13 protein-coding genes and 2 tRNA genes are annotated in these 14904 nt (G+C 63.6%); 9 read left to right on the forward strand and 6 right to left on the reverse strand.

Going from position 1 to position 14904, the window contains the following annotated elements; genetic code table 11:
- Positions 1–138 precede the first annotated feature (138 nt).
- Together HY836_RS13945 and HY836_RS13950 are read left to right on the forward strand one after the other, a co-directional pair.
- Positions 139–2502 carry a cation-translocating P-type ATPase gene (locus HY836_RS13945; RefSeq protein WP_290676817.1) on the forward strand — a complete coding sequence of 788 codons (2364 nt, stop codon included), beginning with the start codon at positions 139–141 and terminating at the stop codon, positions 2500–2502.
- A 13-nt stretch (positions 2503–2515) separates the two neighbouring features.
- A tRNA-Arg gene (locus tag HY836_RS13950) sits at positions 2516–2592 on the forward strand.
- Positions 2593–2610: 18 nt separating this feature from the next.
- Here HY836_RS13950 and HY836_RS13955 read toward each other — a convergent pair.
- On the reverse strand, positions 2611–2856 hold the full coding sequence (locus HY836_RS13955) for a hypothetical protein (RefSeq protein ID WP_290676819.1): 246 nt from the start codon (positions 2854–2856) through the stop codon (positions 2611–2613).
- A gap of 375 nt (positions 2857–3231) precedes the next feature.
- Between HY836_RS13955 and HY836_RS13960 the strand changes: the two genes are divergently transcribed.
- On the forward strand, positions 3232–3894 hold the full coding sequence (locus HY836_RS13960; protein WP_290676821.1) for a hypothetical protein: 663 nt from the start codon (positions 3232–3234) through the stop codon (positions 3892–3894).
- A gap of 15 nt (positions 3895–3909) precedes the next feature.
- Here the strand turns inward: HY836_RS13960 and HY836_RS13965 are convergent, their stop codons facing one another.
- Positions 3910–4677: an oxepin-CoA hydrolase, alternative type gene (locus HY836_RS13965; RefSeq protein WP_290676823.1), complete on the reverse strand. Its 768-nt coding sequence runs from the start codon at positions 4675–4677 to the stop codon at positions 3910–3912.
- A gap of 137 nt (positions 4678–4814) precedes the next feature.
- Between HY836_RS13965 and HY836_RS13970 the strand changes: the two genes are divergently transcribed.
- Positions 4815–6866 carry a hypothetical protein gene (locus HY836_RS13970; protein WP_290676825.1) on the forward strand — a complete coding sequence of 684 codons (2052 nt, stop codon included), beginning with the start codon at positions 4815–4817 and terminating at the stop codon, positions 6864–6866.
- On the opposite strand, the gene HY836_RS13975 is transcribed toward HY836_RS13970, so the two are convergent.
- From HY836_RS13975 to lptF, 4 genes are read right to left on the reverse strand one after another with little or no spacing between them, the layout of a single operon-like run.
- On the reverse strand, positions 6854–7825 hold the full coding sequence (locus HY836_RS13975) for a CysB family HTH-type transcriptional regulator (protein ID WP_290676830.1): 972 nt from the start codon (positions 7823–7825) through the stop codon (positions 6854–6856). The genes HY836_RS13970 and HY836_RS13975 overlap by 13 nt on opposite strands.
- A gap of 15 nt (positions 7826–7840) precedes the next feature.
- Entirely contained in the window at positions 7841–8227 is a 387-nt protein-coding gene (locus HY836_RS13980; RefSeq protein WP_290676832.1) for a CbiX/SirB N-terminal domain-containing protein, read from the reverse strand.
- Between the two features lie 19 nt (positions 8228–8246).
- Entirely contained in the window at positions 8247–9413 is a 1167-nt protein-coding gene (gene lptG / locus HY836_RS13985; protein ID WP_290676834.1) for an LPS export ABC transporter permease LptG, read from the reverse strand.
- Positions 9410–10540 (reverse strand): LPS export ABC transporter permease LptF, encoded by a 1131-nt coding sequence (gene lptF / locus HY836_RS13990; protein ID WP_290676836.1) that lies wholly within the window; start codon positions 10538–10540, stop codon positions 9410–9412. Before lptF ends, lptG begins: the two co-directional genes overlap by 4 nt.
- A 42-nt stretch (positions 10541–10582) precedes the next feature.
- On the opposite strand from lptF, the gene HY836_RS13995 reads away from it, so the two are divergent.
- The 5 genes from HY836_RS13995 (at position 10583) to HY836_RS14015 (ending at position 14543) form a co-directional block, all read left to right on the forward strand.
- A complete protein-coding gene (locus HY836_RS13995; RefSeq protein ID WP_290676838.1) occupies positions 10583–12172 on the forward strand; it encodes a leucyl aminopeptidase in 1590 nt (529 codons plus the stop codon).
- A 2-nt stretch (positions 12173–12174) separates the two neighbouring features.
- On the forward strand, positions 12175–12621 hold the full coding sequence (locus HY836_RS14000) for a DNA polymerase III subunit chi (protein WP_290676839.1): 447 nt from the start codon (positions 12175–12177) through the stop codon (positions 12619–12621).
- Complete coding sequence (locus HY836_RS14005) at positions 12618–13211, forward strand: hypothetical protein (RefSeq protein ID WP_290676841.1); 594 nt, start codon at positions 12618–12620, stop codon at positions 13209–13211. Before HY836_RS14000 ends, HY836_RS14005 begins: the two co-directional genes overlap by 4 nt.
- A gap of 64 nt (positions 13212–13275) precedes the next feature.
- On the forward strand, positions 13276–14409 hold the full coding sequence (locus tag HY836_RS14010) for a branched-chain amino acid ABC transporter substrate-binding protein (protein WP_290676900.1): 1134 nt from the start codon (positions 13276–13278) through the stop codon (positions 14407–14409).
- Between the two features lie 44 nt (positions 14410–14453).
- A tRNA-Ser gene (locus tag HY836_RS14015) sits at positions 14454–14543 on the forward strand.
- Positions 14544–14904: the final 361 nt, after the last annotated feature.

A 14904-nucleotide genomic window follows, 5' to 3' on the forward strand; every position in this document is an offset into this window, starting at 1 on the left:
CATTGTCAACGCGATCAGTCTGAACCTTGCCATGATGGCAAGGTCAAGAGCAGGGTAGCTGATCGGGATCAATTTGACCTTGCCATGGTGTAAGGGTTGACACTGTCATCATTGCCACACCAATTTGCCGGGCCGAACATGTCTGCCAACGATCAATCACTCTCAGATGGCCACGTCCAACTGGCCGTGCGGGGCATGACCTGTGCGGCCTGCGTCAGGCGGGTGGAACGCGCCCTGGGCAAGGTAGCGGGTGTGCAGGAGGCTCAGGTCAATTTCGCGACCGAGACCGCCAGCGTGACGCTGGTCCCCGATGCCGGTGCCTTTGACCCGGCTGGCCTGGTGGCTGCAATCGAGGATGCGGGCTATCACGCGCAAGTGCAACAGGCCGACGCGCCGCTGCAAGAGGCCATCCTGCCCTGGTGGCAGGTCTGGGGTGCGGTGCTGCTGGGTATCGCATTGAGCCTGCCGCTGGTCTTGCCCATGTTCTGGGGTGCGCACCATTTCTGGCCCGCCTGGGTTCAGTTTGCGCTGGCCACGCCGGTTCAATTTGGCCTGGGCGCGCGCTTTTACAAGGCGGGCTGGGCGGCACTCAAGGATCGCAGCGGCAACATGGATCAGTTGGTGGCCCTGGGCACCAGCGCCGCGTGGGGGCTGTCGTGCTGGTTGTGGTGGTCGCATGCGCAGGCAAGCCAGGGCTTGCACGGTGAGCATGCGGCGCACACTGCACACCAGGCGCCTGATCTGTATTTCGAATCGGCAGCCGTGGTGATCACCCTGGTCCTGCTGGGCAAGGCGCTGGAGGCGCGTGCCAAGCGTGAGACGACGGCGGCCATCCGCGCCTTGCAGGCCTTGCGCCCGGACACCGTGTGCCGCCTGGGCCCGCAAGGTGAAGTGACCGTGCCCCTGGCGCAAGTGCTGGTGGGTGACACCTTGATCGTCCGCCCTGGCGAGCGCATTCCCACGGATGGCCTGATCACGGAGGGCAGCAGCCATGTGGACGAGGCCATGCTCACCGGTGAGCCCTTGCCCGTCGCGAAGACGCAGGGTGATCGCCTGACGGGGGGCGCCGTCAACGCCGAAGGGCGCCTGGTGATGCAGGTCACGGCGGTGGGCAGCCAGACCATGCTGGCGCACATCATCCGTCGCGTGGTCGATGCGCAGGCCGCCAAGGCGCCGATCCAGCGCGTGGTTGATCGGGTGTCGGCGGTGTTCGTGCCCACCGTGCTGGTCATCGCCTTGCTGACCGGGCTGGGGTGGTGGCTGGCGGGGCAGGGCGGCGATGTGGCCTTGATCCGCGCGGTGGCCGTGCTGGTCATTGCCTGCCCATGTGCGCTGGGCCTGGCCACGCCGGCGGCCATCATGGCGGGAACGGGGGCTGCGGCACGGCAGGGCATCCTCATCAAGGATCCTCAGGCGCTGGAGATGGCGCACCGCGTTCAGATCGTGGCCTTCGACAAGACCGGCACCCTGACGCAGGGCCATCCCAGGTTGCTGGATTGGCAGGTGCCTGTGGCCGCCGATACGTCGCTGGGCTGGGATCGCATCCAGGCCTTGCGTGTGGCGGCCAGCCTGCAAGCGGGTAGCGAGCACCCCTTGGCCAAGGCGGTGCTGGAGGCCTTGAAGGCCTTGGCACCAGAGGACGGGCAGCCGGCGGTGGACGCGTGGTCTGCCCAGGCGATCCAGTCGGTGCCTGGGCGCGGCGTCAGTGGGGTGTTGCCGGCAGATGGCCTTCACGCCTGGGCCGGTGAGTGGCGACTGGGCAGCACGCGGTGGATGCAGGAGTTGGTGGGCCACGCCGAAGGGGCCTTGCCTCAGAAGGCGAAAGCCTGGGCCAGCGAGGGCGCCACGGTGTCGTGGCTGATGTACCAGCCGCCCTACGATGTGGCAGCTGGCACCGCGCCAGCCTGGCAAGTCATGGCCGTGATGGCGTTCGGTGACGAGCTCAAGCCGGGGGCCGCGCAAGCCGTGGCCCGTTTGCATGCCTTGAATGTGCGCACCGTGATGATTTCCGGCGACAACCAGGGCGCCGCCCAGGCCATGGCCCGCAAGCTCGGCATCCAGCAGGTGATAGCAGAGGTCCTGCCGGGCGACAAGGCCGATCACATCCAGCGCCTGCAGCAAGGCGAGGATGGGCAGCGCCAGGTCGTGGCCATGGTGGGTGACGGGCTCAATGATGCCCCGGCGCTGGCGGCGGCCGATGTGGGCATGGCCATGGCCAATCCGGAAGGCGGCACCGATGTGGCCATGCAGGCAGCGGGCGTGACCTTGATGCGTGGTGACCCGATGCTGGTGCCCGCGGCTTTGGAGATATCCCGCCGCACCTCGACCAAGATCTGGCAGAACCTGGCCTGGGCGTTCGGCTACAACGTGGTGGGCATCCCGCTGGCGGCTTTTGGCGGGCTCAATCCCATGCTGGCCGGCGCGGCCATGGCGCTCAGCAGCGTCAGTGTGGTGAGCAACGCACTGTGGCTGTCTCGCTGGCGGCCTGCGCGTATCGCTTAAACTGGCGGTCTGGCTGCCCGTAGCTCAACTGGATAGAGCAATTGCCTTCTAAGCAATAGGTCGGGGGTTCGAGTCCCTCCGGGCAGGCCAAATTGGGTGTGATGGCGTTCAGCGTTGAAACGGGTTCTGCCCGTCCGTGAACGTGCTCAACTTCCACCTCGACACGCCTTCGGTGATCCTGCACTCGCGCGCTGGAATCTCGAGCGTGTTCACCATGCAGTTTTTCTCGAAGTCCCAGCCAAGCGAGTCGTACCCGAGGGCCAGTTTTTTCGCATGCCCCACGCTGTCGCTGTCGATATGCGCCAGGCCGACGCCCGCCGAGCCCACCACCAGCACGCCTACGCAGGGCGCCAAGCCGGTGGTGGCGATGATTTGATGTCAGGGCGATGAGGCGGTACCAGCGCCGCCTCGTTCTGGGGCACCTGCACCCACTGGTCCAGCTCGCACTTTTTCAGCTTGGCTCGTCCTGCCTTCATGGCTTCCCTGGCGGAAATGCGCGGTTTGTGAGGTGCGGATGACATGGGTTTCTTCCATCGTGTTGCTTCGGATAGTTCAATACTGACCTGCTGAGCAAAGCGAGCGTTGATCAGGGGCAACTGCAGATGGGGGCACAGAATGCCTCAATCTTCAGGGATTCCGCCATGTGTTTTCTGGCGCCAGACCCCAAGGCGCTCAGTTAGACTGGCCTTTGAATAGACCCACACATTCCCCAGGGGAATCGCCTCTCGCATGTTTGCCTCTCTCAAGCGACTGATTGGTTCTGCACCGGCTGCCCGAGATGAGGGACAGATTCTGGCTGCCTGGGCCAAATCTGAAGGCTACAAGTTCAAACGCGTCAAGGACAAGACCGGCGGTGGCTATGTGGTCGAAACCGATCAAGGCTGGCGCGTGGAGTGGGGCGGGTCTCAGCGTTCCTATATCGCTGGGCAGGAGTTGCGTTTCCGGTGTGATACCGGCCTGCCGGGGGATGTGCAGATGGTCATGCTCAGCCGGGTGCTGGCGCAGTTGCTGGAAACGGAAGTCTTCAGCAGCTTCACCAACGCGATGCAGACGCAGATCGACAACTCCCTGCCAGATGAAATGCGCTGGCTGGCCATGCATCCGAAGGTGTCCTTGAATGCGACGGCCGTTCTGGCCAAGCGCTACGTGCTGTTGGCCAATGCCGAGGCTGTGGCGCAATCCTGGCTGGATGCGGGCATGCTGCAGGCGCTGGAGGCCGCCGCCACAACCTGGTGGACCGACGGCTTGCTGCTCGTGCTGACCGTCAACCGCGGCATGCTGACATTGCGCATGCCGGGGCAGCCGCTGGAGGTCGGGCAGTTGCACATGGTGGGGCAGCTGTTCGCCAAGGCCGCCTCCCGCTTGCGCGAAGTGGCGCTGGCGCACGGCTGACGTAGGCGGCGCCCCTCAGCGTTGCTTGCCCTGCAGGAACTGCTCGATGGCCTGTCCGGCCTCGGGGCGCTGCAGATTCGCCAGAAAATGTTGCTTTTCGGCGTCCAGTTGCGCGCGCAGCGGCCGATCCGCATCGTTCACCAGTTCCTTGACGCTGGCCAGTACACCAGGTGCGACTTGCCCAAGCTGTTCCGCCAGCGCGATGGCCTGTTCCAGTGTTGCGCCAGAGGGAGCCAGTCGGTGAATCAGACCCAGTGTTTGCCATTGTTGCGCTGACTGTTGTTCACCCAGCCACAGCAAGGCCAGCGCCTTGCTTCGGCCCAATGCGCGAGACAGGTGCCAGCTTGCGCCACCATCTGGCGACAGGGCGACCTTGCTGTAGGCCATCACAAACCGCGCGCTTTCCGAGGCCACGATCAGATCGCAGGCCAGTGCCAGAGAAACGCCACCACCGGCCGCTACACCTTCGACGGCGGCGATCACCGGCTTGGGGAAGCTGCGCAGGGCCTCGATCCATTGGTGAAAGGCATCCAGGTTGGCGTTCTGGGTGACCGGGTCGTGCTGTCGATTGTGGTGAAGTCGTTGCAGATCGCCACCCGCGCAAAAGTGTTCACCCTCGCCGGTCAGGACCACCGCGCACACGTCGGGGTTGTCCTCCGCCATGTTCAGTGTTTCGATCCCGGCCGCATAGGCTTGAGGTGACAGCGCATTGCGCGTGGCCGGGCCGGACAAGGTCATGACCAGGGTGCGGCCGCGTCGTTCAGTCTTGAGTTCGGTTGTCATGCAGGAAATCAGGGCTAGCTGCGTTGTTGTCAGCAAGTTGCAAGGGGCAAACTGGAGGCGTTCTCCGGGGCTTCCCACAGGATGGGAAACGAAGCCTTCATGCTAGAGTGAAAACTTGGGCCTCATGATGCACCGACATGAATAACTTTAAGCGGGTATCGGCGGCGGTTTCAGCTGGTATGACGCTGTTATGTGCCTCTGGTGCCTCATACAGCCTGGGATTCGGTCAGCCAAGCAGCCGTGCCATTTTGGGTGACACCTTGCGTGTTACCGTACCTTTGCGCCTCGAGGCAGGCGAAGAAATCGCCAATGAATGCATGGCCGCCGATGTGTATTTCGGCGACGACAAGGTGTCCGCCAAAGCGGTGTTCACCGAGGTCATGCCCGGGGCAAACAGTGAACACGCTGTGCTGCGGGTCAGCACCTCTGCCTTGATCAACGAACCGGTTGTCACGGTCTACTTGGCCGCTGGTTGCAAGTCTCGTATCACGCGCAAGATTGTTGCGCTGGCCGATCCGCCAACAATGAGCAAGTTGGGCTATGACGCGCCCTCGTCATCCGACGTCGGCGAAGCTGTTCAGGCGGTGTCGCTGCCTGTTTCCCCAACGATCAGCCAGCCAGGCGCGCTTCCCGCCGTGGCGCGCGCCACCGGGCCCAAACGGGCTGGGTCGCACCGGGCCGAATCGGCCGCCCCCTTGGCGAGCGCGTCCAGTCTGATGGTCAAGCAGGTTCTGGCATCCAGCGAAACCGGTTTCACGCCCTCGACCTCGTCGTCTTCGTCGTCAGGCAAGCGCACTGCGCGCAAGACTGCAGCCTCCATGAGTAAGGCAGTGGCAGCCGCGAAGGACGACGGTGCCCGCTTGCTGCTGGATCCGGTTGAGGCCGACGCGATGTTCGTGCCTGAGCTGCGCATGACCTCGACGATGGGTGCGGCCGCCAAGACGGAAGACACCTCACCGGACGTCCTGTTGCGACGTCAGGCGGCGGCTGCCTTGTGGCTGGCCATGAATGCCACGCCCGAACAACTGGCGCGCGATCATCAACGCTTGCAGGATCTGGAGCAGCGGCTGGCTCAACTCAAGCAGGAGGGCGAGAAGTCTCGTCAGGTTGTGGCTGCCTTGCAGGTTCGTGCCAGCAAGGCAGAGGCGGCCGGTGGTGGCGTCTGGTTGTACGGCTCGGGCTTGCTGGCCTTCGCCGGTCTGGCTTTGTCTGGTTACCTCTACAACCGTTTGCGCCAGGAACGCAAGAACCAGGCGGCCTGGTGGCAAGCCCAGTCGCAACTGCCCGAAGACAGCAAGGATGAGGCGCGTGAGTCTGCGCTGGAGCGCACATCGGCGGAGTTTGTGCGCGTGCCGGAAGATAGCTGGGACGCAGATCCTGCCGATCGCACGTCGTCCGTAGCCGCGGGCTCAGCCGGGCTGCAGCAGGCTTCGCCAGTCACGGCCAGCAACATTCATCGGCATGTGCCGGACGCGGCGCCTGCGGGTATGGCTCCCCCCACACCCTTGATCGAGCCCCGTGCCGAACCTTTGCGCGAAGTCTCTGTCGAGGAGCTCATCGACCTGGAGCAGCAAGCCGAGTTTTTCGTGGTGCTGGGCCAGGACGATGCAGCCATCGACCTGCTGGAAAGTCACGTCCATCACACCACGGGCGCGAGCCCCTTGCCCTTCCTCAAGCTGCTGGAAATCTACCGCCGTGTGGGCAAACGTGCCGATTACGAACGGGTGCAGGCCGAGTTCAACGAACGGTTCAATGCCTATGCGCCCTCGTGGGATGCCGATTTGCAGCAAGGCCACAGTCTGGCGGACTACCCCGGCGTCATCGATCGCTTGCAGGCGCTGTGGTCATCCCCAGCCAAGGCCATGGAAGTGCTGGAGCGTTCGCTGACCCGACCTGACAGCAGTGAAGATACCTTCGAGTTGCCGGCTTACCGCGAACTGTTGTTCCTGTATGCCGTGGCGCGCGATCTTTCGGAACGCGAGATGGTTGATCGCGACAGCGTGGACTTGCTGCTGCCGGTCGCCGACGTGTCAGGGGTGAAGCCAGCCGAACCGGTGCACCACAGTTCGATCATCGAACCCTTGATGGCCACGCGCCCGATCAAGGCTCAGCCTGATGCTCGTCCGAGCATCAGCCTGGATCTCCATCTGGACGACCTGCAGGCCCCGCAAGTCGATCACAAGCCGTAATCGCCGTCGCCCTGCTGCTTGTGGTGCGATTGCATGGCCTGCATGATCAAGGCGCGCGTTAACCGATCTGAAATCAGCTCGGCAAACGACAGCACGAACTGGCGCAAGTAGGCGCCGCGTTTGAACGCCAGGCGCGCCATATTGGGCCCGAACAGATGGCCCACGGGGCGCCACACGAGTTCGCTGCCGGGCGTGCTCATCATCGGGTCATCCTTGACGGCCATCTCCGCCACCAGGCCGATGCCCAGGCCCAGGCGCGTGTAGGTCTTGATCACGTCGGCATCAATGGCTTCCAGCACCACATTGGGCGTCAGGCCGCGCTGGGCAAAGGCCTGGTCGATGCGCTTGCGCCCTGTGAACGACGGGTGGTAAGAGATCAGCGGCTCGGCGGCCAGTTGCTCCAGCGTCAGGCGCGGAACCTGGGTCAGCGGGTGTGTGGCGGGCATCACCACCACGTGCTGCCATTCGTAGCAGGGCAGGGTGACCAGGTCGGGGAAGTCGCTCAGCGATTCGGTGGCCAGCCCAATGTCGGCGGTTTCATCCAGCACCATCTGGGCGACCTGTTCGGGCGTGCCTTGGTGCAGGCTGACGGAGACCTTCGGAAACTTCTTGCGCAAGGCGGCCACGGGTTCGGGCAGCACATAGCGCGCCTGCGTGTGGGTGGTGGCGATCGACAGGGTGCCGGCGTCCTGCATGGCGTATTCATCGCCGATGCGGCGCAGATTGCCCAGTTCGCGCAGGATGATGTCGATGGATTGCAGCACCTGCTGGCCGGGCTCGGTGACACGCTTGAGGCGTTTGCCGTGGCGCACGAAGATGTCCACGCCCAGCTCTTCTTCCAGTTCCATGATGGCCTTGGAAATGCCAGGCTGCGAGGTGTGCAGGGCCTTGGCCGTTTCCGTCAGATTGAGGTTGCGCCGGGCGGCCTCGTAGACAAAGCGGAACTGGTGCAGGTTCATGGCGTACGCTCCAGGTCAGTCTTCAGGCTGGGCCAGTTGCCAGGCGGCATCCACCAGGGCCTGAATCAGCACATCGGTCTCGCCCACGGCTGAACTCAGGTTCCAGCGCACATCGGGGTAACGGTGCTGCAGCTCTTCCAGCAGCCGGGGCAGGTCCTTGCGCACATGGCCACCTGCGCCCAGAAACAAGGGCACCACGGTGATGCGCGAACAGCCTTTGGACACCAGTTCGGCACCAGCCTCGGCAATGCCGGGTGTCATCAGTTCGAGGAAGGCGAGCCTGACCTCGTCGCCGCTGGCGGCGGCACGTTCGCGCAGCCGGTCGGCCACGGTTTCAAAAGGGCGCGCCCATGCCGGGTCGCGTGCGCCATGGGCAAACAGCAGGATGCCGGATCGGTTCATGTGGGTCTTTGGTTTGAATTCACCGGTATCGCACCAGCCAGATGAAGGCTGACATCGACAGCAGCAGGTAGATCACGCTGGGGGCGGCCGCCGCCAGCCACGGCTGCCACTGGTGCAGCAGGCCCAGGTGGCTGGAGATGTGGTTGATCAGCACGAAGCTGATGCCCAGCATGATGCCGCCAAAGATCTTGAGGCTCATGCCCCCACTGCGGGCATGCAGATAGGCAAAGGGCAGGGCCAGCGCCACCATCACCATGCACACCAGCGGGTAGAAGGTCTTCGTCCAGAACTCGATTTCGTAGCGTTGCGCCGCCTGGGCATTGGTGGCCAGATGCTGGGTGTAGCGCCACAGGGCTGTGGTCGACATGGTTTCCGGTGGCAGCACCGAGGCGGACACCACCAGCGGTGTCAGGCTGCTTTGCCAGTCCATCGTGGGCTGCCGTGTTTCAGCAATGATCTTGCTGCCCTCCAGCACGGCTTGTTCGCCGACCAGATCATGCGAGGTCCAGCGTGTGTCCAGCACGTTTTCCATGTGCCAGATGGAGCCGCTGGCGGTGGCGGCGTTGCCCATGGCCTCGACATGGACCTTGTCTGCCGCGACACGCCGGATCAATCGCCCGCGTGCATCGAACTCGAAGATGCGAACCTGGCCCAACTCGCCCTGGCTGTTGGCCACGCCCACATTGACCGTGATGTTGTGAAAGCCCGATCCCGGCACTTCCCGGCGCTCTCGCAGCCACGTGCCGCCATGCCCCAGGTTGAGCCCTTGCCTGGTGCTGAACTTGGCACGGTGCAAGGCCAGCTGGGCCTCCGACCAGGGCACGTACCAGTTGCCCACAAAGACCATGATCACAGCCGCGGAGGCGCCCAGAACGGCCAGCAGGCCCAGCGCCCGACCGGGGCCCAGGCCGCCGGTGCGCAAGATGGTGAACTCCGAGGTCTGGGCCATGCGAGCCAGCGCCAGGATGCCCCCGATCAGCAGCGCAATAGGGAAGAGGTCATAGAAGTGGGCCCCCTGCAGGAACAGGCAGGTCCACAAGGCATCGACCAGGGTGTATTGGCGATGCCCCAGGTCTTGCAGCTCCTCCACAAAGTCGATGAAGAAAAACAGAGCCGAGAAGGCCAGGGTGACGAAACCCACGTGGGAGATCACCGAGCGGAAGATCAGCCGACGAACCGTGTTCATGCCTGTCCCCTGTTGGACTTGAGTCGGGCCATCGGCCCCGCCCGGCGTGCGACCGATTGGCCGGGCAGCAAGGCCCCGTCGCGCCACCAGATCACGGCCATGGCGCCCAGCGTCAAGCCACCGTGCACCAGCAAGAGGCCGGTGATCCAGCCCAGCTTGCCTTGCGCAACCCAGTTCTGACTGAGGCTCAGCAGGTTGAAATACACCACGAACAGCAGCAGGGCGTAGACCAGGTTCCAGTTGCTGTTTCGCCTGGCGTTGCCCGCAGCCAGGCTCAGGCCGGCCAGCACCATGTTCAAGGTGGCCCACACCAGGCCGAAGCGCCAGTTCAGTTCACCAGCGGCATCCTTGTTGCCGCTCAGGCCCAGCAAGGCGTGGGTAGAAAGAGAGCGCACATCAGGGGTCAGCTTTTGCGGGTCCACCACTTCGCCAACTAGAATGCGTGCGGTCTCGAAGCGCGACAGTGTCTTGTCGCCCGTGCTCAGATCCGTTTGCGTGCGCTCGCCCTGGCTCAGCACCAGGTAGCGGGATTCCTTCTCCACCCGAAGTTGCCCTTCGCGCGCCGTGATCACCGATTCCTGGCCTTTGTCCGTCAGCACCATGAACACGTTCTTGCCGGTTTGCTGGCCGTCGCTGTGGCTGTCGATGAAGAACACGCGCTTGCCGTCGCCCGAGGTCTGGAATTGGCCGGGCGATACACGCGCCATGTCCGAACGCTTCTCGAAACGGTACTTGAGCACCTGGGTCTGGCTTTGCGCCCAGGGGCGCGCCACCAGCGTCGAGAACGCCACCACGGCCAGCACGGGCCAGGCCATGCGCAGCAGCGGCGGCACAAAGTTGAACTGCCGGGCGCCACTGGCCTGCCAGACCACCATCTCGCTGTCGCGCCACAGGCGGCTGAGCACGGACACCACGGCCACGAACAAAGCCAGGGCAATCAGGATGGGTAATTGGCCGATCACGGTGTAGCTCAGCACCAGGCTGACGTCGGCCGGCGCGAAGGCGCCTTTCGTGGCCTGGCCCAGGATGCGGATGAGCACCATGGTCAGGACCACGGTCAGCAGCACGACGAGCGTGCCGATAAAGCTGCGCCAGAGTTCACGGCGCACGGAGGAATCGAATAACATTGCTTAGATCAAATCAATCCGTCCATTATGGACTTGCACTGCATGGACTACCGCTCCACCGTGGCCGAAGGGCCCGCTCTGTCTCAGGTCAACGCTGATGCGCTGCTGCTGGTTCTGACCAGCGAACAAGCCAATACGGGCGACGCGGTGCTCGATAAATTGGTCAAGGACGCCATTTCGGCAGAGGATTTCGCCCTCAAGGCGGGTCGTGCACTGTATATCCACCGCCCCACCGGCGTGAAGGCCGCGCGACTGGTCCTGCTGGCCGCCGCTGACGCCAAACCCAAGTCGTACAAGGCGGCCGTGGTCAAAGGCCTGGCACAGGTCAAGGAGCTGGGTGCGGCGCATGTGGCCGTGGCGGCAGCCAAGGGCTTGGCCCTGTCGGCTGATCATGCCAAGGCCCTGGTGTTGGGCGTGGCCGATGCCACCTATGTGTACCGACACACCAAGCCCAGTGCCCCCAAGGCTGGCGCGCTCAAGAAGGTGACGGTGGTGTCCACCCAGGCGGATGCCGCTGGCGTGAAGGCGGGCCTGACACAAGGCCAGGCCGTGGCCGAAGGCGTGGCCCTGGGCCGCGAGCTGGGCAATTTGCCGGGCAATTACTGCACCCCGACCCATCTGGGCAACGAAGCCAAGCGCCTGTCGCGCGAGTTCAAGCACATCAAGGCCGAGGTGCTGGACCGCCGCGCCATCGACAAGCTCGGCATGGGCTCTTTCCTGTCGGTGGCCAATGGTTCGGCTCAGCCTCCTCGCTTCATCATCCTGCGTTATCAGGGTGCGGCGGCGTCGCAAGCGCCTGTGGTGCTGGTCGGCAAGGGCATCACCTTCGACACGGGCGGCATTTCGATCAAGCCCGGTGCTGGCATGGATGAGATGAAGTTCGACATGGGGGGCGCTGCCAGCGTGCTGGGCACCTTCCGCGCTGTGGCCGAACTCAAGCCCAAGATCAACCTGGTCGGCCTGATCCCGACCTGCGAGAACATGCCCAGCGGCTCGTCCACCAAGCCAGGTGACGTGGTGACCAGCATGTCTGGCCAGACCATCGAGGTGCTCAACACCGATGCCGAAGGCCGTCTCATCCTGTGTGATGCCCTGACCTATGCTGAGCGCCTCAAGCCTGCTGCCGTGGTGGACATCGCCACCCTGACCGGCGCTTGCGTGGTGGCCTTGGGCAATGTGCACAGCGGCCTCTTCTCGGCCGACGAGCAACTGGCTGGCGCCTTGCTGGAAGCAGGGCAGCAGTCGCTGGACACCGCCTGGCGTATGCCGCTGGACGAAGAGTACGGCGAGTCGCTCAAGAGCAACTTTGCCGATCTGGGCAACGTGGGTGGCCGCGAAGGTGGCGCCATCACGGCAGCCGTGTTCCTCAGCAAGTTCACCAAGGCCTACCGCTGGGCCCACCTGGACATCGCGGGTTCTGCCTGGAAGTCCGGTGGTGCCAAGGGCGGTACGGGCCGCCCGGTGGGCTTGCTGACGCAGTTCATTCTGAACCAGGCCGCCGCTGGCAAGGATGCCATTGCGCCCAAGCCCGTCAAGGCTGAGGGCAAGGCCGCGGCAGGCAAAACGGCCCGCAAGGTAGCCGGCAAGACCGTTCGCCAAGCGCCGGCCCGCAAAGCCGCTGCCAAAGCCTGACGATGAGCACAGGCATGGGCAAGGTGGAGTTTCATCACGGTGTGGGCGACAAGCTGTCGTACGCCTGCCGCCTGTTGCGCAAGGCCTATAAGGCCGGCGCACAGGTTGTCGTGACCGGCGAAGCAGCCACGCTGCGCACGCTGGACAAGCAGTTGTGGGTGTTCGATGACCAGGAGTTCGTGCCCCATGTGATGGCCGCCCCCAACCAGCCCGTGCCCGCGCGCCAGAACGAGACGCCCATCTGGTTGTGTGTGGACCCATCCTCGGCACCTGGCGAGCGGAGCATCCTGGTTAACGTGGGTCAGGAGATGCCAGCAGGCATGGAACGCTTTCCCCGCCTGTTCGACATCGTCAGCAGCGCACCAGACGACCGACAGCTCGGCCGCCAGCGCTGGAAAGCCTACGCCGCCATGGGTTGGCAGGTTCAACCACATGAGGTCAAGGAATGAACGCCGCTGCCCAACCCAATCCGGCGCAAGTGCCGACCTTGACCGAGGTCATTGAACTGCTCTCACCCTCGCCGGTGCGAGACGATGGCTTGAACAACTTGCCCAGGCCCGAAGCGCCCAACCAGGGTTCGCCGGAAGGGGCGCCCATCGTGACCGGCGGCTTGCTGGCCAGCCAGCAACGCCCATCGTGGTCGCCCATGACCACGGTCGTCGTACCCTCACTGGACACCGTACGCAGCCCGGCGATGGTTGCCCTGGCTGACTTGCCCGTGCTCGATGCAGTGGTGGCCGAGCCTGCGCCGCCTGTGTCGCAGCCTGTTGCGCCCCCACAGGTTGCCGCGCCTCCCGTGCTCACCGAGCCCGTGCTGCCCGAAATCAACGAAACCCAACTGGCACAACGCGTGCTGGCCGATGTGCAGCGCCAGATTGACGGCATGCTGGACTTCCGCCTGAAAGAGGCCATTGGCCCCATCCTGGCCAAGCACAGCGAAGCTTTGGTGCGTGACCTGCGCGAGGAGCTCAGCCGAACCATGCGCGATGTGGTGGCCCGCTCGGTGACGCAGGAAATCTCCAAGCTGCGACAGCGCTGAGCCATCGCCCACTTTCTTTTTCCAATCAATTCAACTTGAGGTAGACCTGATGTCTGGATCTGTTCTGTCCGTTCAAGCGCGCCTGGCTTTGGCCGCTGCTGTTTCCGCCACGCTGATGGCACCTGCCGCCCAGGCCCAGACCGTGGTCAAGATCGGCCATGTGGGCCCCGTTTCCGGCGCGCAGGCCCATTACGGTCGCGACAACGAAAACGGCGCACGCATGGCCGTGGCCGAGCTCAATGCCCAGAAGCTGAGCATTGGTGGCAAGAAGGTCACGTTCGAACTCGTGGCGGAAGACGATGCCGCCGACCCCAAGCAAGGCACCGCGGCCGCGCAGAAGTTGTGTGACGCCAAGGTCAACGGTGTGGTCGGCCACTTGAACTCCGGCACCACCATCCCCGCATCCAAGGTGTACAACCAGTGCGGCCTGCCCATGGTCACGCCCTCGGCCACCAACCCCGAGCTGACTACGCTGGGCTACAAGAACGTGTACCGCCTGCTGGCCAATGACCTGGCGCTGGGTGCGGGCCTGGCCAACTACGCGGCCGACACGCTCAAGCTCAAGAAGGTGGCGATCATTGACGACCGCACCGCTTATGGCAAGGGCGTCTCTGAAGTGTTTGCCAAGGTGGCCAAGGAGAGGGGCATCGAGGTGGTCAGCCAGCAATACACCAACGACAAGGCGGTGGATTTCAGTGCCATCCTCACGTCCATCAAGTCCAAGAAGCCTGATGGCATCTTCTTTGGCGGCATGGACCCACAAGCCGGCCCGATGCTGCGCCAGATGCAGCAACTCGGCTTGAACAAGGCCTACCTGTTCGGCGGTGACGGCATCTGCACCGACAAGCTCATGGAGCTTTCCAGTGGCGCGAAGACCCTGGCCAATGTCGTGTGCGCCGTGGGGGGCGCTTCGCTGGACAAGCTGCCCAACGGCCAAGCCTGGCGTGCGCGCTACGAGACGCAGTTCCCCAAGCAGTTCCAAGTTTATTCGCCCTATACCTATGACGCCACCATGGTGCTGGTGGACGCCATGAAACGCGCCAATTCGGTGGACCCCAAGGTCTACGGCCCCAAGCTGGCCGAGACCAACTACCAGGGCGTGACCGCCAAGGTGATGTTCGAGCCGAACGGCGAACTCAAGAACCCGGCCATGACGCTGTATAGCTACAAAGAAGGCAAGAAGCTGCCTCTGAACTGATTGGTTCGGAAACGTCGCGAAACCTTGCTACAATAGCGGGCTTCGGAGAGGTGGATGAGCGGTTTAAGTCGCACGCCTGGAAAGCGTGTGTAGGTTAATCCCTACCGCGGGTTCGAATCCCGCCCTCTCCGCCAGATGCAAACCCCAAGTGATTGATTCGCTTGGGGTTTTTTGTTTTCCGGGTTGCGTTTATTTTGGTTTCCACCATTGTTTCTACCAAACGATGTGGTGATTGACTTGAACGTTCTGGGACGAGGTTGAATCAGCGTTGTGGCCTGACCGGTGTAGCGAGTTGGTTTTTTGCCTGCAGGCGGATGCGGCAGTTGGATCGAATGGTCATGTACGTGTGTAGTTGGCAAGTTGCTCTGGCCGTCGTACATGGTCGCCCGCGAAAGGTTTGCGAAGCTGATTTAGCGAGCGTCAAGTTGAGGCTGATTGCTGTCAATGGCCTTGGCGTCATAGACCGACAGCTTTTGCCAAGAGCTGACCGCCAAG

Source organism: Aquabacterium sp. (assembly GCF_016234775.1).
Lineage (GTDB): Bacteria > Pseudomonadota > Gammaproteobacteria > Burkholderiales > Burkholderiaceae_C > Aquabacterium.